Genomic DNA, 20,125 nt, shown 5'->3' with positions numbered 1-20,125 from the left:
CGCATGACGCAGCAGTGTTACAGCAGGCCGTGTGCGGCGAGCTTCTTGCGCAGCGTGGCGCGATTGATGCCGAGTACGGCAGCCGCGCGACTCTGGTTGCCGTCGTGCCAGGCCAGCACTTCGCGCAGGAGGGGGCCTTCGACTTCGCGGATGACGAGCGCGTGCAGACCTTCGTCGCATTCCGTATCGCCGATATCGGCAAGATAGCGGCGCACGGTGCGGCTGACGCATTCGCTCAAGGCGCTCTGCGACGATGTCTCTTTCGGAGACTCGCTGGCAGGCAGTCGTACGGCGTTCACGGGCATTTCCCCTCACGTTCTAACGCAGCGACTACGTGGGCCGCTGCAGTGTTTATGGCAAATACCGCTGGCGGCGGCTCGCATGGAACGCCGGGTGCAGCACAAGACGAAGGAGCGAGTGTACCCTCGCGTGCCGAGAATTTTAAGTACCCGTTTGGCGGGACCGCATTTGGATCACGCAACCAAAATGTCCTATGGACATTCACTTGCATTGGTGGCACGACATGTGCCTGTGTAAATCCGGCGAACCGGCCTGAGACGATGCCGGCCGCTGCATGGCGCGCCATCAAATGGACGTCTATTCGAAATCGAACTCGAACGCCACGGCCTTGCCGCTGGGATCTTCCACTTCAAGCATCAAGGCCGCGCTGCCATCGGGCGGTATGCCTTTTTGCAGAGTGGCGTTGTCGCCGAGGTATTCGGTGGGCCGCAGCCGCCGCATGGCGAGCTTGCTGCCGTTCGCATCGGACAAGGTGATCGACACCACCGGATAAGGCTGTGCGAACGGCGCGTCGTTGTGCACGTTGGCGGTGATCAGCAGCGCACCCGGCACCGATGGATGGGCCTGCACGTCGCGCGCGACCAGGCTCAGCCGCGTAATGTCCTGCACGAGCGGCAGCTGGCAACCCATCGTGGCGCAGGCCTCTCTCAGCAGCGGGCCCGCCGTGTCGTCGCTGATCAGCGCATCGCGCTTGGCCCATGCCAGTTGCCCGCCCAGTGCCAGCAGCAGCAGGCTGCAGGCGGTGATCCAGGGCCAGCGGCGCTTCTTCTCCGGTTTGCGCGCGAAGCGCGGCGCCACCACCAGGTGGGCGAATTCGTCGAGCACATCGTGTGGTGCCGGCGCCTCCGCCACGACCGCCGGCTCCGCCGATGGCCGATAGACCGCCAGATCCAGCCGCGGTGGCGTCTCGGGCATGCGCGGGGGCAGGTGCTCGAACGGCTCCGGCGGCAGCTGGTCGCTCAGGCTGGCCAAGGCATCGAATACCGTCTCGCAATGTCCGCACACGACCTCGCCGCGCGCCTGCGCAAGCGTTTCCGTGTTCAGCGAGAACACGGTGAGGCATTCGGGACATTGGGCGTACATGCGGACCGTGGTGACCGGATTGCAACAAGCCTAGTGCACCGCGCGAGACAAATCACCCGCGGGCATGCCGGTATCGTGAACGGTCACTCAGTGGCTCTGTACTAGCGCGTCCCTGCGCGTCGGCCGCTGATGCGCACCCAGTCTTCCTGGGTATCCACGCGCAAGTCCTCGAACCACTCCGCATAGCGCGCCAGCAGCTCTTCTTCCTGGCCGTGCAGGATGCCGGAGATGGCAAACGGCGCGCCTGGCTTGGCGGCGGCGGCAAAGGTCGGCGCCAGTTCGCCCAGTGGACCGGCAAGGATATTGGCGATGAAGACGTCCGCCGGTTCTGCAATCAGATCTTCGGGCAGATACACGGTGAGGCGATCGGCCACCTCGTTGCGTTCGGCGTTGTCGGCCGAGGCGATGAGTGCCTGGGGATCATTGTCCACGCCCACCGCGCCGGCGGCGCCGAGCTTGAGCGCGGCGATGGCAAGGATGCCCGAGCCGCAGCCGAAATCCATCACGCTCTTGCCCTGCAGATCCAGGCTGTCCAGCCATGCCAGGCACAGCGCCGTGGTCGGGTGCGTACCGCTGCCGAAGGCGAGGCCCGGGTCCAGCCGCACGACCACGATGTCCTCATCGACGGGCGGCTCGATGTTCCACGGATAGATCCACAGGCGCCGGCCGAACGGCATCGGCTTGAACTGGTCCATCCACGCGCGTTCCCAGTCTTCGTCGGCCACGTCGCGGAACAGCATCTGCTCCGGCTCCAGCCACGGCAGCAGGTCGCCCAGGGCTTCGCCCAGGCCGCGCCGATCCGTCTCGGCTTCGAACAGCGCGTTGAGCGTGATCGTCGGCCACAGCGGCAGTTCGCCCACGCCGGGCTCGAAAATGGCCTGCTCGTCCGGCGTTTCCGCATCGGCGTCCTGCAGCGTGATCGAAAGCGCGCCCAGATCATCGAGCGCCTCTTCGACACGAGGCTGCTGTTCGGCGCGGACGGTGAGGGAGAGTTCAAGCCAGGGCATGGGGCGATCCTGCGATATCAGGCGTGCATTGTCGCCGAAGTGGGGGCGATGGTGCCTCTCCCTCTTTGTGGGAGCGCACCCTGTGCGCGACGGCAGTGGGTTATCGCCATGCGGATCGGGAGATTCAGCAGCCCAGAGGTACACCGATGCTCCGCGGTCGCGCACAGGGTGCGCTCCCACAGGGGTGTCGGTTGCTACTACGGCGCTACGCCCATAAAACTGTCGTGCTTGCGGTAATACTCCAGCGCACGCGCGAAATCCTCGAGCGTGGGCGATGGCTGCTGCCGCCGCTGCACAAACAGCACTTCGGCGAAATCCGCCGCTTCAAGAAAATGGCCCAGCTCATGTTGCGCAGCGAACTCAGGCAGCGCAGCGCCGTGATCGGCAATCAGCGCCTCTTCCTCATCGCCAACATGCGAGAGATACAGCCTGCACGAAGGCTCGGTGATCTTGCCGCGGATATAGACCCAGGCATAGCGATCCCAGCCATCGCCTTCGTCGAAGGCCTCAGTGATGGCGTCGATCGCTTCGCGCAGTGTGAGCAGGGCAGACATCGTGGTCAGGCAAACCGGCGAGTCGTCCAGGCGACTCGCCGGCCACAAATCAGCCGCCGTGGGCGGCCTTTTCCTTCTGTTCGGCCATGCGCTTTTCCAGGTAGTGGATGTTCTGTCCACCCTGCTGGAAACCGGCGTCGGCCATGATGCGTTGCTGCAGCGGGATATTGCACTTCACGCCTTCGATCACCGTCTCGGCGAGCGCCAGGCGCATGCGCGCGATGGCGGTTTCGCGATCCGGGCCGTGCACGATCAGCTTGCCGATCATCGAGTCGTAGTTCGGCGGAATGCGGTAGCCGTCGTACAGATGCGTATCCACGCGCACACCCGGGCCGCCCGGCGCCTCGAAACGTTTGACCGTGCCCGGCGAAGGCAGGAAGGAGTCGGGATCTTCCGCGTTGATGCGGCACTCGATCGCGTGACCGTGGATCTTGATGTCCGACTGCTTGATCGAGAGCTTTTCGCCGCCGGCAATCAGCAACTGCTCGCGCACCAGGTCGATGCCGGTGATCAGCTCGGTCACCGGATGCTCCACCTGGATACGGGTGTTCATCTCGATGAAGTAGAAGCGGCCGTCTTCGAACAGGAATTCGAAGGTGCCGGCGCCGCGATAGCCGATGCGCAGGCACGCATCCACGCACACCTTGCCGATCTGCTCGCGCAGTTCCGGCGTGATGCCCGGTGCGGGTGCTTCTTCGACCACCTTCTGGTGGCGACGCTGCATGGAGCAGTCGCGTTCGCCCAGATGGATGGCGTTGCCCTGGCCGTCGGCCAGCACCTGGATTTCCACGTGGCGCGGATTTTCCAGGAACTTCTCCATGTACACCTGATCGTTGCCGAAAGCGGCCTTCGCTTCCTGCTTGGTCATGGTGACGGCGTTGCCCAGGTGAGCCTCGGTGCGCACCACGCGCATGCCGCGACCGCCGCCGCCACCGGCGGCCTTGATGATCACCGGGTAGCCGATCTCGCGCGCAATGCGGATGTTCTCTTCCACATTGTCGCCGAGCGGGCCACCCGAGCCCGGCACGCACGGCACGCCGGCGGCCTTCATGGCGCGGATCGCTTCCACCTTGTCGCCCATCAAACGGATCACGTCCGCGGTGGGGCCGATGAAGATGAAGCCCGACTGTTCCACCTGTTCGGCGAAGTCGGCTCGCTCGGACAGAAAGCCGTAACCCGGGTGGATGGCCTGGGCGTCGGTGATTTCCGCCGCAGCGATGATGCGCGGGATATTGAGATAACTGTCGATGGACGGCGCCGGGCCGATGCAGATCGACTCGTCGGCCAGGCCTACGTGCTTGAGATTACGGTCTGCGGTGGAGTGCACCGCCACGGTCTTGATACCCAGACTGTGGCAGGCGCGCAGCACGCGCAGGGCGATTTCGCCGCGGTTGGCGATGACGACTTTTTCGAGCATGGGCATGATCGGTCAGCCGGCTCAGGCGATCACGAACATCGGCTGGTCGAATTCCACCGACTGGCCGTTTTCGAGCAGGATGGCGGTCACGGTGCCGGCCACGTCAGCCTCGATCTGGTTGAACATCTTCATCGCTTCGATGATGCCCAGCGTCTCGCCAGCCTTGACCTGCTGGCCGACCTTCACGAAGGCCGCTGCGCCCGGGCTGGACGAGGCGTAGAACGTGCCGACCATCGGCGCCTTCACCACATGACCGGCGGGCAGGGCGGCCTCGGCCGGCGCGGCTTCCACCGGCGCGGCGACGGCGACGGGCGCGGCCACGATCGGGGCGGCCTGCATTACCGGGGCGGCGGTCATGGTGCCCTTGGGAACGCGCGACAAACGAACGACCTCTTCGCCTTCCTTGATCTCAAGTTCCGCGAGGTTGGATTCCTCGAGCAGGTCGATGAGCTTCTTGATCTTGCGCAGGTCCATGGTTCAAACCTTTTTCGTTGAGGCCGCCGCAGCGGCCGGAATGGGAATATGTGGGCGACAGGCCCGGGATTCAGGAGGCGGACGCGCCAGCGCGGTCCAGCCGGTTCAGGGCGGCATCCAATGCCAGCCGGTAGCTGTCTGCGCCAAAACCGCAGATCACGCCCACGGCGATGTCCGAGAGGTAGGAATGCCGGCGGAACGCTTCGCGGGCATGCACGTTGGACAGATGCAGCTCGATGAACGGGATGGCCACGCCCGCCAGCGCGTCGCGCAGGGCGATGCTGGTGTGGGTGAAGGCGCCCGGATTGATCAGGATGATCGCCGTGCCGTCCAGGCGGGCCTGGTGGATGCGGTCGATCAGGGCGTGCTCGGCGTTGGACTGGAACGCTTCCAGGCCGTGTCCGGCGCTCTGGGCACGCTGCATCAGCGAGGCGTCGATATCGGCCAGCGTGTCGCGACCGTAAACCTCCGGCTCACGACTGCCCAGCAGATTGAGATTGGGTCCGTGCAGGACCAGGATCTTCGCCACGCCTTAACCTTGGGTTGTGCCGGCAGGGCCGGCGTCCGGCGCGGAGTGTGCGCGCCCCGGCGGATGTTGTCCAGTTCGGCGCAGTTCGGCGATGTTTGAAGGAGAAGTTAGCGTTAAACCGTGCGGCGACGTATGGGTGCCGAAACCGCGTCAGGGCGCGGCTGGCGCGGCCCAGGCCTTGAGGTCGTCGGCATCCAGGACACCCCGGCGACTGAACAGCACACGGCCGTTCTCGTCCAGAAGCACGCTGTACGGCAGCACTTCGCCGACGTTACCCAGCCGTAGCGAGGTGCTGGGGCTGTCGAGGCTGCCCAACAGGATCGGATAGTTCACCGGATGGGCGGCCAGGAAGGCTCGCACGTTGGCCGGATCGTCCATGGCGACCCCGACGATGATCGGGCCTTTTTCGCCGACGTTGGCCTGTGCCTGCACCAGCGCGGGCATCTCCTTCAGGCACGGCCCGCACCAGCTGGCCCAGAAGTTGATCAGCACACGACGGCCGCGGTACTCGGACAGCCGATGTTCCTTGCCGTCAAGGTCGCGCAGGGCCACGTCGGGTGCCATCGCTCCCACCTGGGCGACCTGCACGCCTTCCGGCACGCGGGCGCGCTGACTGGCGTGCTGCAGCCAGCCGCCTACTCCGGCGACCAGCACCGCGGCTCCAAGAATGATCCAGTTACTGCGACTGATCATGGGTTGGCGGCGACTGGCGTGCCGGCAGCCTTGGTCAGCGCATCCTCGACCAGCGACGAAGTGAGCACCGTCGGCAGCATGCGGCCTTCGCCGCCGTCCTTGGGGAATACCACGTAAAGCGGCACGCCCGGCGAGTGGTACTGCTGCAGGAAGGCGGCAATGGTCGGGTTCACATCGGTCCAGTCGCCCTTCATATAGACCGCGCCGGTCTTCTTGAGCAGGTCGCGGAAGGCGTCGGTATCGAGCACCGCGTGCTCATTGGCCTTGCAGGTGACGCACCAGTCGGCGGTCATGTCGACGAATACCGGCGTGCCGGCCTTGCGCAGCTCGGCGAGCTTCTCCGGCGAATAAGCGACCACGCCGTCGGTGGCGACCACGGCCTGCGTCGGCGCCTGCACCTTGGAGAGATAGAACAGCGGCACGATGGTGAGCGCGAGCAGGACAACGACGGCCACGCGGCTGAACCCGCCCCGCGACCGGCTGCGCTCGAACCACCACAGCGTGGCGGACAGCAGCACCACCGCCACCAGCACCAGACCCACTGCGTCGGCGCCACGCTGATGAGCGAGCACCCAGATCAGCCAAACCGCGGTGAGGTACATCGGGAACGCCAGCACCTGCTTGAGCGTTTCCATCCACGCACCCGGCCGCGGCAGCATCCGCGCCAGCGCCGGCACGAAGCCGATCGCCAGGAACGGCAGCGCCAGACCGATGCCCAAGGTCAGGAACACCAGCAAGGCATTGATCATCGGCGCGGCAAAGGCATAAGCCAGCGCGCTGCCCATGAAGGGCGCGGTGCACGGGCTGGCCACGGCCACCGCGAGTACACCGGTGAAGAAGTCGCCGGCATGGCCGGAGCGCGAGGCCAGGCCCGAGCCCACATTGCCCAGCGAAGTGCCGAACTGCACCACGCCCGACATTGACAGACCCACGGCCACCATCACGCAGGCGAGCACGCCCACCACCACCGGCTGCTGCAACTGCGCGCCCCAGCCCAGCGCATGGCCGGCCGAACGCAGCGCGACGATGGCGACGCCGATCAGCGCGAACGTGCTCAGCACGCCCGCCGTATAGAAGAGGGCGTGCGAACGCGCCTTGGTATGGCTCTCGCCACTTTCCAGCAGACCCACCGCCTTGATCGACAGCACCGGCAGCACGCAGGGCATCAGGTTCAGCACCAGGCCGCCGCCCAAGGCCAGCAGCAGCGCGGTGAGCAGGCTCACCTGCAGCGGAGTGGTGGCCAGGCCGGCCGGAGGCATTTCCGGCGCGGGCTCGGCGGCAGCGCCGCTGGTAGGCGTCGTCGCGCTCAGGTCGATGGCGAGCGCGCGGGTCATCAGCGGGTAGCAGATGCCGCCGTCCTGGCAGCCCTGGAAGCTGGCTTCCAGATTCACGCTCTTGAGCGCCGACGTATCGCCTTCAATGGCCACCGGCAATTCGATCTGGTCGAAATAAACCGTGGTCTTGCCGAAATGCGCGTCCTCATGTTCCACGCCGGCCGGCCACTCGGGCTTGGCCAGGGTCAGGCCGTTGGCATCCTTCAGCTTGAGCGCGGTCTGGTCGCGATAGAGGTAATAGCCCTTGGCCACGGTCCAGCGCAGCAGCAGGTGCTGGCGGTCCTTGGCGAGCGCCTCCAGATGAAAGGCTTGTTCGGCGGGGAGGGTGGCGCCACCGCCGCTCTTGCTGGAACCGAGCTTGCCCAGCGCCGCGCTCATCGCATCGCCGCCGCCGGCCACGCCCGCACCGGCCGGCACCGGCAGGCTCAGCTGCTCGGTATGCGGCGGATAGCAGATCTTGGGATCCACCTCGTGGCAGCCCTGGTACTGCACGCTGAGCTTCAGCTCGGTGGCGCCTGCCGCGACGGTGTACGGCACGGTCGCGTCGACGCCGTGGTGATAAGTCTCCACGTCGCCGAGATACTCATCGTGGTGCTTCTCGCCGTCGGGCAGCTGCGCCTCGCCCAGCGTAGCCCCGTCCGCCGCCTTGAACTTCATGCGGCCGCGGTAGAGGTAGTAGTCCGGCGCAATCGTCCAATGCAGCTTCACCACGCCGGGCGTGGAAGCGTCGGCGGTCAGCTTATAGGCCTCGGTCACCGGCAGCAGGCCGTCCAGGTCGTCCTGAGCCAGCGCGGGCAAGGCGACCAGCAAGAGGCAGAGCAGGCTGAGGAAGCGGGCGGCCAGTCGGCCAGGGTGGATCAGGCGCATTGCAGCTCCAACAAGGAGAGACCCGCGCCGGGGCGCAGGTGAACCGGGATTATGGCTCAGCTAGCCGGCGGGCCGGGGAAAACCTGCCGGAGCTCAGGAGTGTTCTACAACTACTTCGCTTGACGCGGGCACGCGGTTACGGTGCAGACGCAGCAAACCGGTGGTGAGTGCCACCCCGAGCAGGATAACGATGCATCCGCCGGCCATCGCCAGGGTGACCGGTTCATGCAGGAAGATCAGGCCCCAGAGCACGCCGAACACCGGGATAAGGAACATCACCACCATGCTGCGCGACGCGCCGACGCGGGCCATCAAGCCATAGAACAAGACATAGGCGAGCGACGTGCAGAGGGCCGCCAGGCCGAGCACCGCCAGCCATGCCGTCCACCCCGGGGTCTGGGCGGGCCACAGCCAGACGGTAAAAGGCAGCAGCAACACGGCGGCGGCGAGCTGGCTGCCCGTGGCGACGCTGAGCGGCGTGACGCCACTGCGCAGGCGGCGATGGCTGTAATGGGCGCCGAAGGTGTAGCAGACATTGGCGCCCAGGCAGGCAGCCATCGCCCAGCCCATGGCATGCGCGCTGCCATCAAAGCCCACCGTGCCCGCTACCAGCCAGACCACGCCGGTAAAGCCGACCAACAGGCCGCTGGCCTGCGTGGGACTCAGCTTCTCGCCCAGCAGCATCCAGCCCGACAGCGCGACCAGCAGCGGTGCAATAGCGTCCGAAATAGCCGAAACGCCTGCCGGCAGGCTCTTGGCCGCGAACGAAAACAGCACGAACGGCAAAGCCGAATTGGCGATGCCGACGATGGCGATGTCGCGCCAGTGGGTGCGCATCTCGGTCACCCTCGTGCGCGTGAGCAGCGGAATCGAGCAGATTGCCGCGCCGATGGCGCGCATGCCTGCCAGCGCCATGCCGCCGAATTCATCCGCGCCCATTCGCATGAACAGGAACGAGGCGCCCCATAGGGCTCCCAGTGCTACGAGTGCAGTGATGTCGGAGGTTTTCATGGGTTTGGCTCTTTTTTTGCCCGTCATTCCTGCGAAAGCAGGAATCCAGCGCCTTTGCTTTTGGAGGCCTGAAAGTCACTGGATCCCTGCTTTCGCAGGGATGACGAGCGGTAGGGTGACTATACGAATAGAAGTCTAGCCGCCCATCGCGTCAGAACCTGTCAGCAGTCTTCAGGCCTTCGGTGCCGCGCCCTGACCGAACAACACGCGACGCTCTTCCTCAGACAGCGGCTGCTTCGGGGTGTATGCATTCTCCACACCTTCATAGGTGCGCAAGGTGGCGGGGCGCAGCGAGATGGCAATGAACCAGCGCTCCAGGTTCGGAAAATCCGCCAGGTTCTGGCCGTGCGCCTCATGCGGCACGATCCACGGATAACAGGCGATGTCCGCGATGGAGAACTCGCCTGCGATGAACTCGCGCCCGGCCAGCCGGCGATCCAGCACGCCGTAAAGCCGCGAGACTTCGCGGGTGTAGCGGTCGATCGCATACGGCACCGGCTCGGGCGCGTACACCTTGAAATGCCCCGCCTGGCCAGCCATGGGGCCCAGCCCCGCCACCTGCCAGAACAACCACTCCAGCACCTCGATGCGGGCGAGGCTGTTGTTGGGCAGGAACTGGCCGATCTTCTCCGCCAGATAGAGCAGGATCGCCCCGGACTCGAACACCGTCACCGGCGCGCCGCCCCCGGCGGGAGCGTGATCGACGATGGCCGGGATCTTGTTGTTGGGCGAAATGGCCAGGAATTCGGGCTTGAACTGCTCGCCCTTGCTCAGGCTCACCGGGGTGATGAAGTACGGCAGGCCCGCTTCTTCCAGGAATAGCTTGAGCTTCAACCCATTGGGCGTGGCGGCAAAGTACAGCTCGATCATGGCGGGGGCTCCGTGGAGTGGATGGCGACAGTGTCGGGTTTTCACTGGTCTTGAAAAAGATCCAGAACAAGGGAATTCTTTAGGACCAGTCAGCCTTATCGGACACCGCCATGGAACAACCCCTGGCTTTCCCGCTGGATATTCCCCTGCGAGGCCGACTGCAGGGGCTGCATGGACAATTGCGGGCGGCGATCCTGGATGGCCGTCTTCGCATGGGTCAGCCCTTGCCCTCCACGCGCGCGCTGGCGACCTCGCTGGGCCTGTCCCGCAACACCATCGTGGCGGCTTACGACCGCCTGCTCAGCGAAGGCTACATCGTGGCCCGCCAGGGGGCGGGTTATCTGGTCGCCCATGCGGGGCCAACGCAGTCGACGGCACCGCGTTCGACCGGTGGTGAGGAAAAACGTCTGCAACCGCAATGGCGCGACGCGATCTTTCCCGCGCCGATGAATGCCTTGCCGCCTGCGCGCTACGACCTTCGGGTGGGCCTGCCCGATGCCTCCCGTTTTCCCTTTGAGGCATGGCGCAAATTGTCCGCTAGGGCTCTGCGCTCGTTGTCGCGCACGCCGTCGTTCTATGACGCGGCTACCGGGCGCGAGGCATTGCGCGAGGCTATTGCCGGGCATGTGTCGTTCACCCGTGCTGTCACCTGCAGCGCGGCGGACATCATGGTGGTCGGCGGAGCGCAGCAAGCCTTCGATCTGCTGGCGCGCATCCTTGTCACGCCGGGCCGCACGCTAGTGGCAATCGAGGATCCCGGTTATCCGCCGCTGCGTCAGACCTTCGAAGCCGCCGGCGCGCAGATCGTGCCCGTGTCGGTGGACGACGAAGGCCTGGTGGTCGAGCAGATTCCGCGCAACGCACGCGTGATCTACGTGACGCCGTCGCACCAGTTTCCGTCCGGCATGGCGATGTCACCCGCGCGTCGCGCGGCCTTGCTCGACTTCGCGCGACGAAACGACGCGGTGATCATCGAGGACGACTACGACGGCGAATTCCGCTACGGCGGGCGTCCGCTCGATGCACTGCAGACCTTGGATCGCGACGGCTCGGTGTTCTACATCGGCACGTTCTCCAAAAGCCTGTTTCCATCGCTGCGGCTTGGCTATGTGGTGGCGCCCGAGTGGGCGATGCCCGCACTGGCCTGCGTGCGGCAGCTCGGCGACCGGCACAGCGATGTGCTGGCGCAGGACACGCTGGCGCTGTTCATCAACGAGGGTCATCTCGCGCGGCATGTGCGCAAGATGCGACGCATCTATGCGGAGCGGCGCGAGGCGCTGCTCGAAGCGTTGGCGCGGCACGCGGGCGACGCCCTGCAGCCGCTGGCCTCGGATGCCGGGCTGCACATCGCCGTGCAACTGCGCTGGCCGGTTGCGGCGAGCCAGCTGGTCAGGGATGCGCAGGCGGTGAACATGCGTATCGAAGCGCTGGGCGATTACGCCATCGGCAGCACGCGGCCGAACGGCCTGGTGTTCGGCCTGGGCGGCATGCCGGCCACGCGCATGGACGAGGCCGCGCGCGTGCTGGCCCGGTTGCTCCAGGCACATCGCCCGGCTTAGCACTGGTTCTCTCATTTCCGCGAAAACTGGATCTGTTTAAGTACCACCGGGCAGCGGAACATGACCCTACCTCTCCGGGGATGCATCGCCATGCGTTATCTGATCCTTCTTTGCCTGCTCCTGGCCTGCGCGTCGACGCATGCTTCCGAGTCCGGCCAGTCGCGCGCGGAATCGGCCGGGCGCAGCCTGATCGGGCAGCCGGCGCCGCGCATGGTGGTCAAAACCATCGACGGCCAGACCATCGACCTGGGCGCGTTGTACGGCAAGAAAGCCGTCTATCTGAAGTTCTGGGCCACCTGGTGCGTGCCCTGCCGCGAACAGATGCCGCATTTCGAACGCACCTACGAACAGGCCGGCCCGGACATGGCGGTGATTGCGATCGACGTGGGTTTCGACGATAGCGTCGACGAAGTGCGCAAAGTGCAGAAGCAGCTGGGGCTCGGCATGCCGATCGTGTTCGACGACGGTTCGCTGGGCGAGGCCTTCCACTTGCGCGTGACGCCGCAGCACGTGGTGATCGGTCGTGACGGACGCATTGCGTATGTAGGTCATATGGCCGATGAAAAGCTCGACGCTGCATTGGCGCAGGCACGTCGTCCGGCGACCGCCAACCTCGCGTCTGCCGCCGTGCCGAAGGACGAACCGCATTACGACGTGGGCGACCGCGTGCCCGCATTCGAGCTGCACACGCTCGATGGGAAATCGCTGCCGGCATTCGAAGCAGCGCGACCGACCGTGCTGCTGTTCCTGTCGCCGTGGTGCGAGTCGTATCTGGCCAAGAGTCGTCCGGCCATTGCGCAGAGCTGCCGCAGCGCGCGTGAACGCGCCGATGTGCTGGCGCGCGACAGCCATGCGCGCTGGCTCGGCATCGCTTCGGGTCTGTGGGCGAGCCACGACGAGCTCGCCGATTACCAGCGCGAGCACAAGATCGCGATGCCGCTGGCGCTGGACGACTCGGGCGCCCTGTTCCGACGCTTCCGCGTGATGCACGTACCGACGCTGATCGTGCTGGATGCGCAGGGTAAAGTGATTCGTCGTACGGAAACGGTCGATGACGTGCTGCCGATACAGGCAGCGGCCACGGCCACGAGGCGTTGATCATGCGGACGACCCTGTTTCTCGCCGCGATGTTGATGCTCGCTGCCGCCGTGACCGCCAGAGCGACGCAGGACAATACCCTGCTCACAGCAGCGTTGACACAGGCGCCCGGCAAATCGCTGGAAGCGCTGCGAGTGAGCTATGCGCCCGGCGAGGCGTCCAAGCCGCACTCGCATGACCGCGATGCTTATGTTTACGTAGTGAGCGGCCACGTGCGCAGCCAGGTCGAAGGGCAACCGTTGCGGGTCTATGCGACGGGCGACAACTGGTTCGAGCCGGCAGGCGCCCGCCATCTCGTCAGCGCCAACGCCAGCAGCACGGAGCCTGCCACCATCCTGGTGGTGTTCGTCGGCAAGCCGCAGATACCGCACAAGTAGTCAGCGATTCGTGCGGTACCGTTCGAGCGCATCGCCGAGCTGTTCCCGCAGTGGTGCCAGATACGGCGCGTAGTGCGTCCACTGGTCGATGCCATCACGGAAGATCGGCTGGCGCACCTGCTCGGAGCTTGCTGTGCGCACGCTGCGCCGCGTTTCATGGAATGCCAGGCACGCGGGATCGAACGGCAGTCCGCAGAAATCCAGGATGGGCCGCACATTGCCTTCAAGATCGTCCACCACATCTTCGTGATGCACGCGCAGTACGCGGCCGGGCAGCACGCGGTCCCAGTGCTCCATCACATCGAGGTAGGTGCGGTAATAGCGCGCGATGTCCTCGATGCTGTAAGTGAACTCCTGGCCCGTCGCGAACAGTTGCTTGAGGTTGCTGAAGCAGCAGGCCATCGGCTCGCGTCGCGCGTCGATGATCTTCGCGTTGGGGAACATCAGGTGGATCAGCCCCAGGTGCCGGAAGTTGTTGGGCATCTTGTCGATGAAATAAGGCGCCGCGCCACGATAAGTGCGCGTGTCGCGCAGATAGGCCTCGCCCATCCTGCGGAATTGCTCCGGCGACATCTGCGCAAGCACGCCCGGATAGCGCGGGTCGTCGAGATCGGGGTCGCGGCCCTGCAGTTCCAGCACGATGCGCGGGATGTCCGCCAGCTCCTGCGTGCCGTCCACCAGTGGATGCGATGCGAGGATCTGCTCCAGCAGCGTGGAACCCGAGCGCGGCAGGCCCACGATGAAGATGGGATCGGCACTGGGGTCTCCCGCGCCGGCGCGTTCGGCGAGGAACTCGCGGGTGCACACCTCGATCTGCCGGCGCGTATTGGTTTCGATGATCTCGGGACGGTAGCGGCTTTCCGATCGCTTGAGCGCGTTGCCCTTGGCGTAATGCTGCCAGGAGGCGGCATAGTCGCCGCGGTCCTCCAGGGCCTTGCCGAGCGCAAAGTTCAGGTGATAACCATCCACCAGCGACGTAGACGGCATCGCGACCTGCGCGAGCATGGCGTCGATTTCTCCGTCGGTGAAACGGTAGGTCTTGAGGTTCGCCATGCTCCAGTAGGCATCCCCGAAATGGGGCCGCGCGGCGATGGCGGCGCGGTAAGCGTCGATGGCCTCGGCCTGGCGTCCCTGGGTTTTCAGTGAGTGGGCAAGCGACAGATGCAGGTCTGCCGCCTCGGGAACGATTTGCAGAAGTTCGCGATACAGCCCGATGGCGCGATCGTGTTCGCCCAGGCCGACGTTGGCACTGGCATGCAGCGCGCGATAGTCGAGGTGGTGCGGATCGATGGCGAGAAGCCGCTCCATCTGCACGCAAGCCTCTTTGTACCGATGCCGTTCGAACAGCACCTTGGCGTAGTCGAAGCGTGCGGCGTGGTGATCGGGGGCGAGCTGCAGCACGGCTTCCAGCAGGATGTCTGCGTCGTCGAGCACCTCGCGGGCCACGGCCACACGCGCGAGCAAGCGCATGCCTTCCACATCGTCGCCCACACGCTGCAAATGGCCACGAATGACCCATTCGGCCTGCAGCAGATCACCATCAGAGAACAGACTGGTGGCGTGCACCACCGCAGGAGCGAGGCGTTTTAGCGTCGCCACGTGGTCGGCGGCCAGTTGCGCGTTCGCATGGTCACCAGCCATGCGATAAAGCCCCTCGAGCAGATTCCAGCTTGAGGGCAGCGCAGGATTGATGTTCACCGCACGAAGCAAGGCATCGATCGCCTGCGTCGCATCGCGTCGCACGACGTGGCAGTGGCCGCGCTCTTCATGCAGCCGACTGAAGGCAGGATGGTGCTGCTCGAGCACGAGCAGAGTTTGCAGGGCGTCATCGACCTGGCCCAGATGACGCTGGCTGCGGGCGAGTAGATGCATCACGTCGCGGTTTTCCGGCAGCTCTCGCGCCAACCCCAAGGCCATTTGCAAGGCCTGCGGGTGCTGCCCCTCTTGCTGCAGTTGCCGCAGCTGCGCCACCTGCTGTTCGACGGACATCGTGATCGGATCAGTGAGCGCTGCGTTCATGCCTGGCCTGCGGGGAAGATGGGGTGGGCTTGCGCCCACCCCATGCTAACGACGCACTCGCGACGGGCAGATGTCAGAACTTGTAGCCAAACTTCACGCCCACCACGCGCGGGCGCAGCGGCACTTCGGACTTGATGAACTGTGCCGACGAGGTGAACACGCTGGCGTGGCTGTTGCTCAGGTTGGTGCCATAGAGGGACAGGTCCCACGCGTCCTTGGCGATGCCCAGCGAGGCGTCGTAGGTGGTATAGCCTTCCTGCAGGTAGCGCAGGTCCACCGTGGTCGGGTAGATCACGCCTTCGCCGCTGGGATAGGTCGCCGGCTGGTTGTACATCGAACCCATGTGGCTGCCACCCACCATGGCGAATGCCTTGTAGCCGCCGTTGAAGTCCCAGTCGTAGCGGGCGCGCAGGTTGAACTGCGAGCGCGGCGAGAAGGCCGGCACGCTGCCCTCTTCGCCGAACGGGTTGGCGAACGGCTGCAGGCCCTGGCCGGCGATCGTCACTTCGGTGATGCACGCGCCGTAGGACGGGGTATTGGGGATATTGCCCACCAGGCACGGCGAGGTGGTCTGCTTGGAACGGTTGAACGAACCCGAGCCCATCAGCGAGAAGCCCTGGGTGATGCGGGCATCGAACTGCAGCTCGATACCATCCACCTTGTAGTCGGGACCGTTGACGCCAAACGTGGTATTGCCCAGCACCAGCGGGTTGAAGAACTGCATCTGCACGTTGTTCCACTTCATGTGGTACAGCGAGCCGTTGAACAGCAGGTGGTTGTCGAAGAACTCGGTCTTGAAGCCGATCTCGTTATTGGTCAGCGAGTCAGGCGCGTAGCTGAGCGGTTTCTTGTACTGCGGGCCGTCCGGACCGGCGGCCACGGCCTTGGTGGTGCGGTTATAGGCACCGGGGCGGAAGCCCTGCGAGAAGGTGTAGTAGACCATCGCGTCGGGCGAAATGTGCCACACCAGGTTCGCGCGGCTCTTGAAGCCGTGATACGAACCGTTGAGGCCTTCCGCCGTCATATTGGTGGCATCGCCGCCCGTGCATTGTCCATTGGGCACGTTCACGCAGTTGGAGCCGGTGCCGTACTGCGAACCACGCTGATATTCGGAGTAGTGGTAATAGCGCGTGCCGGCCGTGGCGGTAAGCACTTCGGGAATGATGTCGTACGACAGCGACCCGAAGGCCGCGACCTGGCGATAACCACGCTGCTCGTCTTCCCCGAACGCGGTGCTGTCGCTGCGCTGGCCCGGATCCATCTGCGCCGTGCCGGGATAGGGCACTACGTTGGCCACGCACGGCGCACCGCCGGCAAGCGCGTTGGAAAGATTGACCGGCGTGCACGACGGGATCGTCTTGTAGTTGAAGTTCATGTCGTCGAGGATCTTGAAGTCCTCGAAATACAGGCCGCCGATGGCGCGCAGGCGGCTGTCTTCCGGCGTGCTGAAGCGCAGCTCGTGGCTCTGGTGCGTGCTCTTGACCTGGTCGTTCCAGTAGCCGATCGGCGAGTAGCAACGCGGCGTGGTGCCAGCACCAAGACCTGTGCCACCGGTGCAGCTGTAGTACCAGCCGCCCACGGCGCGCGCGTAGTTGGTGTAATCCTGCTGTTGGCTGATGTGGCGGTCGGTGTAGCCACCGGTGTAGACGACGGAGAGATCGCCGATCTTGCCGTTCACCGTCCATGCCGTGTTGGAGTAGCGGTCCTTGTCCCACGCCGGTACGAACACGGTGGTCTGCAGCGGTTGCAGCTGCTGGCCGTCCGAGCCGATCGGATAGGTCGACGACTGGCCTTCCGCATCCATCTCCTGGTAGCTCTGCGCGATCAGCACGTCCCAGTCGTCGTTGATCTTGTAAAGGCCGGAGATGCGCGCGCCCTGGTAATCGACCGGGTTCCAGTCCTTCCTCGCAACGGCGTTATTGTTGGCGACCGGGCTGCCCGGCACCGTGCAGTAGCCGGTCCGGGTGGGCAGGCCGTTCGGGCACAGGCCGCCGGTGGGCTTGATGTTGGCGTAGAAGTTGCCGCCGTCGCTGTTGTTGCGCGTGAACGTGCTCGGCACGTTGTCGATATAGCCGCCGCGGTGGTCGTTGTAGATCACGCCGCGCAGCGCGAAGGTGCCGGGGATGATCGGCAAGTTCAATACCGCGCTGGCCGAGTTGTTCGGACCGCCGCCGGCCGTGACGCCCGTGCTGGCCTCCACGTTGCCGCCGACCTTGTTCAGGTTGGGCTTGTTGGTGATGTAACGCACCGCGCCCGCCTGTGCACCGCCGCCGAACAGCGTGCCCTGCGGACCTTCCAGCACTTCGACGCGCTCCATATCGACCATGTAGATGTCGAGGTTGCGCGCGGGGAACTGCATCGACTGGTCGTCGAGATACACCGCGACATTCGGGAACGGCGCAATCGACGCGCTCGACTGGTTGCCGAGGAAGCCCGTGCTCAGTCCGCGCATATAGATGTTGCCCTGGCCGGGGCCGTTCGCGGCAAAGGTGACGTTGGGCAGGTATTTGATGATGTCGTCGAACGTGCTGACATTGAGCTGCTGCAGCGTCGTTCCGGTGAACGCCTGCATGGTGATCGGCACGTCCTGCATGTCCTCGTTGGCATGCTGCGCCGTGACCGTGATGGATCCCAGCGTGGACACCGAAGAATTTTGTGCCGCCGGTGCGGGCGCGGCCGGCGCCGCGTCGTCGGCATAGGACACGCGGGTGACCGCAAGCGCGGCAAGCACCGCGCAAGTGATGGCATTGATCTTCAAGACGCACTCCCCGAGGTTTGATGTCGCCGACCAGCGTCGGCAGGCTTATGGCTACTCGGGCCGGCAGGCTAGGGAGGGGCGATGAAATGCCCGTGACTCGGACTAGGCAACGAATGCCCGCTGTCTATGCTTTCGAAGGGACGGCCCAGAGTCGGAGCCGCTGTGCGGAGGACGGAGCGTGACGACCGTCACAACCGTTGCCTGCCCGCCACCCACGCCGAGCGCACCACGGGCTCGTCCTGGTGCATGCGTACGCGCAGCAGGTCGGCGCGCAGGCCTTCGGCAAGTTGGCCGCGGTCATCGAAGCCAAGCGCAGCGGCGGGCGTCGTGGAGACTGTAGCGATGGCATCCGGGAGGGACCATCCCGCTTGCCGGTGCAGGATGAAGGCGCCGGGAAGCAGGCTGGTTGGCATGTAGTCGGACGAAAGGACGTCCAGACATCCGCAACGCGCCAGCGCCATGGCGGCGACATTGCCGGCGTGCGAGCCACCGCGCACCAGGTTGCTGGCGCCTGCAACGATAGTGAGTCCGTGTTCGCGCGCAGCCTGTGCCGCGATGAGCGTCGTGGGAAATTCGCAGATCCTCGCACCGAGGAGAACCGCTTCGTCCACGTGTTCAAGATCGGTATCGTCGTGGCTGGCGACCAGTACGCCGTGACGGCGCGCCAGCTTCATCACGCCAGCCAGCTGCAGGTGGCGATGGCGGCCCTGCTGCTGGCGACGCTGTTCGAGCACGGCGGTAAATTCCTCATCGCTCCAGGTGATGCCGCTGCGGCTGTAGTACGTACGGTACTGGCGCACGTCGTGATACTGGCGCTGGCCAGGCGTGTGATCCATCAACGACAGCAGGCGCAAGTCCTTGCGGGAGACCAGGGGCGCAGCCAGCTCGAGCAGGCCTGGCCAGCTCAGTTCGCAGCGCAGATGGAGATAGTGCTCGCAACGCAGCAGGCCGTGACTGCGCGTTTCATCGAGCGCGGCCAGTGCGCGGTGCAGCGTGTCGATGCGGCCGCCGTCTTCCTCCAGATCGCCCAACGACATGGCGTCGAGCACGGTGGTGATGCCGGCTGCGAGCAGCTGGGCATCGTGCGCCAGCATGGCCGGCAGGGCGGGCCATGCCGCGCCGGCGCGTGGCAGCAAGTGCTTCTCAAGGTTGTCGGTGTGCAGTTCGATGAGGCCCGGCAGCAGGAAATCGCCCTCGAAATCGACGGCGTCGCGCGGACACTCGTCGCCCGGCCCGAGCCATTGGATGCGTTCGCCCTCGATAACCGCGCCGCCGACGATGACCTGGTCGGGCAGCACCAGTCGCGCGCGTGCAATGCGCCATGAACGCTCTTGCCCTGATGTCATGTCTGCGAAAACTGGCCTGCCCATACTCCCTGCTCGATCACCGCTTCCCATGCAGTCTGTGTCAGGAACATGCAGGAATGATGGCAAACCACTTTGAGCCACTGGATCGGTCATGCGATGTGCCCGTGTGGCGGCAGATCGAACAACAGGTATTGCAGCAGATCCGCACCGGCGAACTTCGAGGAGGCGCAAAGCTCCCTTCGGCACTGGAACTCGCCCGGCGCCTCAATGTGAATCGGCACACCGTGCGCCGGGCGCTCGACTCGCTTGAGCAACGCGGCGCCATTCTTGCCGACCCCAGTCGCGGCTTGCGCGTGCGCGAGGAGTGCTACGACTATCCCATCGGTCGTCGCACCAGCTTCAGCCGCAACATGCATAACCTCAACGTCAGCTCGGGCAACAAGGTGTTGGCCACGGCGCTGGTCTTGCCACCGCAGCGCGTGGCCGAGTCGCTGGCCCTGGCGCGTGGCGAGCGCGCGTGGTGGATCGAGTCCTCCGCACACGCGGAGGGTCGCGTGCTCGATCATGGTCAGGCATGGTTCCCGGCGGCACGTTTCCCCAAGCTTGGCGACGTGTTTCAACGCACCGGCTCGGTGAGCCGCACGCTGGAAGAGTTCGGCATCGCCGATTATTTCCGCAGCTACACCCGCGTGACCGCGCGACCGGCCGGGACGACCACCGCACGTGTACTGGAGCAATCGCCCGAGCTGCCCGTACTGGTCGTGGAATCGCTCAACGTCGACGACAAGAATCAGCCCGTGCAATACGGGCTGACCTGTTTTGCGGCGGAACGCGTGCAGCTGGTGATGTCCACTGCCGAGCGCTGAGG

18 protein-coding genes are annotated in these 20,125 nt (G+C 65.2%); 4 read left to right on the top strand and 14 right to left on the bottom strand.

The window, feature by feature from the left end; genetic code table 11:
* Positions 1-17: 17 nt before the first annotated feature.
* The 11 genes from AC1DE1_RS17205 to AC1DE1_RS17155 all read right to left on the bottom strand — a co-directional run bounded on the left by AC1DE1_RS17205 (position 18) and on the right by AC1DE1_RS17155 (position 10,139).
* Complete coding sequence (locus AC1DE1_RS17205) at positions 18-305, bottom strand: helix-turn-helix domain-containing protein (protein ID WP_046970233.1); 288 nt, start codon at positions 303-305, stop codon at positions 18-20.
* A gap of 292 nt (positions 306-597) precedes the next feature.
* Positions 598-1,383 (bottom strand): zinc-ribbon and DUF3426 domain-containing protein, encoded by a 786-nt coding sequence (locus tag AC1DE1_RS17200; protein WP_477176654.1) that lies wholly within the window; start codon positions 1,381-1,383, stop codon positions 598-600.
* 101 nt (positions 1,384-1,484) lie between these two features.
* Positions 1,485-2,390 carry a 50S ribosomal protein L11 methyltransferase gene (gene prmA / locus AC1DE1_RS17195; protein ID WP_477176653.1) on the bottom strand — a complete coding sequence of 302 codons (906 nt, stop codon included), beginning with the start codon at positions 2,388-2,390 and terminating at the stop codon, positions 1,485-1,487.
* A gap of 197 nt (positions 2,391-2,587) precedes the next feature.
* The gene (locus tag AC1DE1_RS17190; protein ID WP_477176652.1) at positions 2,588-2,944 is read right to left on the bottom strand and encodes a DUF7716 domain-containing protein; all 357 of its coding nucleotides are present in this window, start codon (positions 2,942-2,944) and stop codon (positions 2,588-2,590) included.
* A 49-nt stretch (positions 2,945-2,993) separates the two neighbouring features.
* Positions 2,994-4,361 (bottom strand): acetyl-CoA carboxylase biotin carboxylase subunit, encoded by a 1,368-nt coding sequence (gene accC, locus AC1DE1_RS17185; protein ID WP_441604830.1) that lies wholly within the window; start codon positions 4,359-4,361, stop codon positions 2,994-2,996.
* 21 nt (positions 4,362-4,382) lie between these two features.
* Positions 4,383-4,835, bottom strand: coding sequence for an acetyl-CoA carboxylase biotin carboxyl carrier protein (accB, locus tag AC1DE1_RS17180; RefSeq protein ID WP_477176651.1), 453 nt, complete (start codon positions 4,833-4,835; stop codon positions 4,383-4,385).
* Positions 4,836-4,905: 70 nt separating this feature from the next.
* Entirely contained in the window at positions 4,906-5,364 is a 459-nt protein-coding gene (aroQ, locus tag AC1DE1_RS17175; RefSeq protein WP_441604828.1) for a type II 3-dehydroquinate dehydratase, read from the bottom strand.
* A gap of 150 nt (positions 5,365-5,514) precedes the next feature.
* Entirely contained in the window at positions 5,515-6,057 is a 543-nt protein-coding gene (locus tag AC1DE1_RS17170) for a TlpA family protein disulfide reductase (RefSeq protein WP_477176650.1), read from the bottom strand.
* Positions 6,054-8,258, bottom strand: a complete 2,205-nt coding sequence (locus AC1DE1_RS17165; RefSeq protein ID WP_477178509.1) for a protein-disulfide reductase DsbD family protein — start codon at positions 8,256-8,258, stop codon at positions 6,054-6,056. The genes AC1DE1_RS17170 and AC1DE1_RS17165 overlap by 4 nt, the downstream gene beginning before the upstream one ends.
* Before the next feature lie 93 nt (positions 8,259-8,351).
* Positions 8,352-9,269 carry a DMT family transporter gene (locus AC1DE1_RS17160; RefSeq protein ID WP_477176648.1) on the bottom strand — a complete coding sequence of 306 codons (918 nt, stop codon included), beginning with the start codon at positions 9,267-9,269 and terminating at the stop codon, positions 8,352-8,354.
* Between the two features lie 171 nt (positions 9,270-9,440).
* Positions 9,441-10,139 carry a glutathione S-transferase N-terminal domain-containing protein gene (locus AC1DE1_RS17155; protein ID WP_477176647.1) on the bottom strand — a complete coding sequence of 233 codons (699 nt, stop codon included), beginning with the start codon at positions 10,137-10,139 and terminating at the stop codon, positions 9,441-9,443.
* 110 nt (positions 10,140-10,249) lie between these two features.
* Here AC1DE1_RS17155 and pdxR point away from each other — a divergent pair, with 110 nt between their 5' ends.
* The 3 genes from pdxR (at position 10,250) to AC1DE1_RS17140 (ending at position 13,173) form a co-directional block, all read left to right on the top strand.
* A complete protein-coding gene (gene pdxR, locus AC1DE1_RS17150; RefSeq protein WP_477176646.1) occupies positions 10,250-11,698 on the top strand; it encodes a MocR-like pyridoxine biosynthesis transcription factor PdxR in 1,449 nt (482 codons plus the stop codon).
* 90 nt (positions 11,699-11,788) lie between these two features.
* A complete protein-coding gene (locus AC1DE1_RS17145) occupies positions 11,789-12,796 on the top strand; it encodes a TlpA family protein disulfide reductase (protein ID WP_477176645.1) in 1,008 nt (335 codons plus the stop codon).
* A gap of 2 nt (positions 12,797-12,798) precedes the next feature.
* The gene (locus AC1DE1_RS17140) at positions 12,799-13,173 is read left to right on the top strand and encodes a cupin domain-containing protein (RefSeq protein ID WP_477176644.1); all 375 of its coding nucleotides are present in this window, start codon (positions 12,799-12,801) and stop codon (positions 13,171-13,173) included.
* Here AC1DE1_RS17140 and AC1DE1_RS17135 read toward each other — a convergent pair whose 3' ends face one another.
* From AC1DE1_RS17135 to AC1DE1_RS17125, 3 genes are all read right to left on the bottom strand, one after another.
* Entirely contained in the window at positions 13,174-15,192 is a 2,019-nt protein-coding gene (locus AC1DE1_RS17135) for a tetratricopeptide repeat-containing sulfotransferase family protein (RefSeq protein WP_477176643.1), read from the bottom strand. It lies immediately after the preceding gene.
* Between the two features lie 73 nt (positions 15,193-15,265).
* Positions 15,266-17,950: a TonB-dependent receptor gene (locus tag AC1DE1_RS17130; RefSeq protein ID WP_477176642.1), complete on the bottom strand. Its 2,685-nt coding sequence runs from the start codon at positions 17,948-17,950 to the stop codon at positions 15,266-15,268.
* Between the two features lie 188 nt (positions 17,951-18,138).
* Positions 18,139-19,296 (bottom strand): alpha-D-ribose 1-methylphosphonate 5-triphosphate diphosphatase, encoded by a 1,158-nt coding sequence (locus AC1DE1_RS17125; protein ID WP_477178511.1) that lies wholly within the window; start codon positions 19,294-19,296, stop codon positions 18,139-18,141.
* Between AC1DE1_RS17125 and phnF the strand changes: the two genes are divergently transcribed.
* Entirely contained in the window at positions 19,272-20,123 is an 852-nt protein-coding gene (phnF, locus tag AC1DE1_RS17120; protein ID WP_477179156.1) for a phosphonate metabolism transcriptional regulator PhnF, read from the top strand. The two genes, AC1DE1_RS17125 and phnF, sit on opposite strands and share 25 nt — an antisense overlap.
* Positions 20,124-20,125: the final 2 nt, after the last annotated feature.

This window comes from Dyella sp. 05T440, assembly GCF_056395965.1.
The sequence above is the reverse complement of the archived record's forward strand: the minus strand, read 5'-3'. Positions and strand labels throughout refer to the sequence as shown.

Excerpts from the sequence above, each read along its gene's own strand:
- AC1DE1_RS17205 (WP_046970233.1), bottom strand. The coding sequence starts at position 305 with ATGCCCGTGAACGCCGTACGACTGCCTGCCAGCGAGTCTCCGAAAGAG.
- AC1DE1_RS17200 (WP_477176654.1), bottom strand. The coding sequence starts at position 1,383 with ATGTACGCCCAATGTCCCGAATGCCTCACCGTGTTCTCGCTGAACACG.
- prmA (WP_477176653.1), bottom strand. The coding sequence starts at position 2,390 with ATGCCCTGGCTTGAACTCTCCCTCACCGTCCGCGCCGAACAGCAGCCT.
- AC1DE1_RS17190 (WP_477176652.1), bottom strand. The coding sequence starts at position 2,944 with ATGTCTGCCCTGCTCACACTGCGCGAAGCGATCGACGCCATCACTGAG.
- accC (WP_441604830.1), bottom strand. The coding sequence starts at position 4,361 with ATGCTCGAAAAAGTCGTCATCGCCAACCGCGGCGAAATCGCCCTGCGC.
- accB (WP_477176651.1), bottom strand. The coding sequence starts at position 4,835 with ATGGACCTGCGCAAGATCAAGAAGCTCATCGACCTGCTCGAGGAATCC.
- AC1DE1_RS17170 (WP_477176650.1), bottom strand. The coding sequence starts at position 6,057 with ATGATCAGTCGCAGTAACTGGATCATTCTTGGAGCCGCGGTGCTGGTC.
- AC1DE1_RS17165 (WP_477178509.1), bottom strand. The coding sequence starts at position 8,258 with ATGCGCCTGATCCACCCTGGCCGACTGGCCGCCCGCTTCCTCAGCCTG.
- AC1DE1_RS17160 (WP_477176648.1), bottom strand. The coding sequence starts at position 9,269 with ATGAAAACCTCCGACATCACTGCACTCGTAGCACTGGGAGCCCTATGG.
- AC1DE1_RS17155 (WP_477176647.1), bottom strand. The coding sequence starts at position 10,139 with ATGATCGAGCTGTACTTTGCCGCCACGCCCAATGGGTTGAAGCTCAAG.
- pdxR (WP_477176646.1), top strand. The coding sequence starts at position 10,250 with ATGGAACAACCCCTGGCTTTCCCGCTGGATATTCCCCTGCGAGGCCGA.
- AC1DE1_RS17145 (WP_477176645.1), top strand. The coding sequence starts at position 11,789 with ATGCGTTATCTGATCCTTCTTTGCCTGCTCCTGGCCTGCGCGTCGACG.
- AC1DE1_RS17140 (WP_477176644.1), top strand. The coding sequence starts at position 12,799 with ATGCGGACGACCCTGTTTCTCGCCGCGATGTTGATGCTCGCTGCCGCC.
- AC1DE1_RS17135 (WP_477176643.1), bottom strand. The coding sequence starts at position 15,192 with ATGAACGCAGCGCTCACTGATCCGATCACGATGTCCGTCGAACAGCAG.
- phnF (WP_477179156.1), top strand. The coding sequence starts at position 19,272 with ATGAACGCTCTTGCCCTGATGTCATGTCTGCGAAAACTGGCCTGCCCA.
- AC1DE1_RS17125 (WP_477178511.1), bottom strand. The coding sequence starts at position 19,296 with ATGACATCAGGGCAAGAGCGTTCATGGCGCATTGCACGCGCGCGACTG.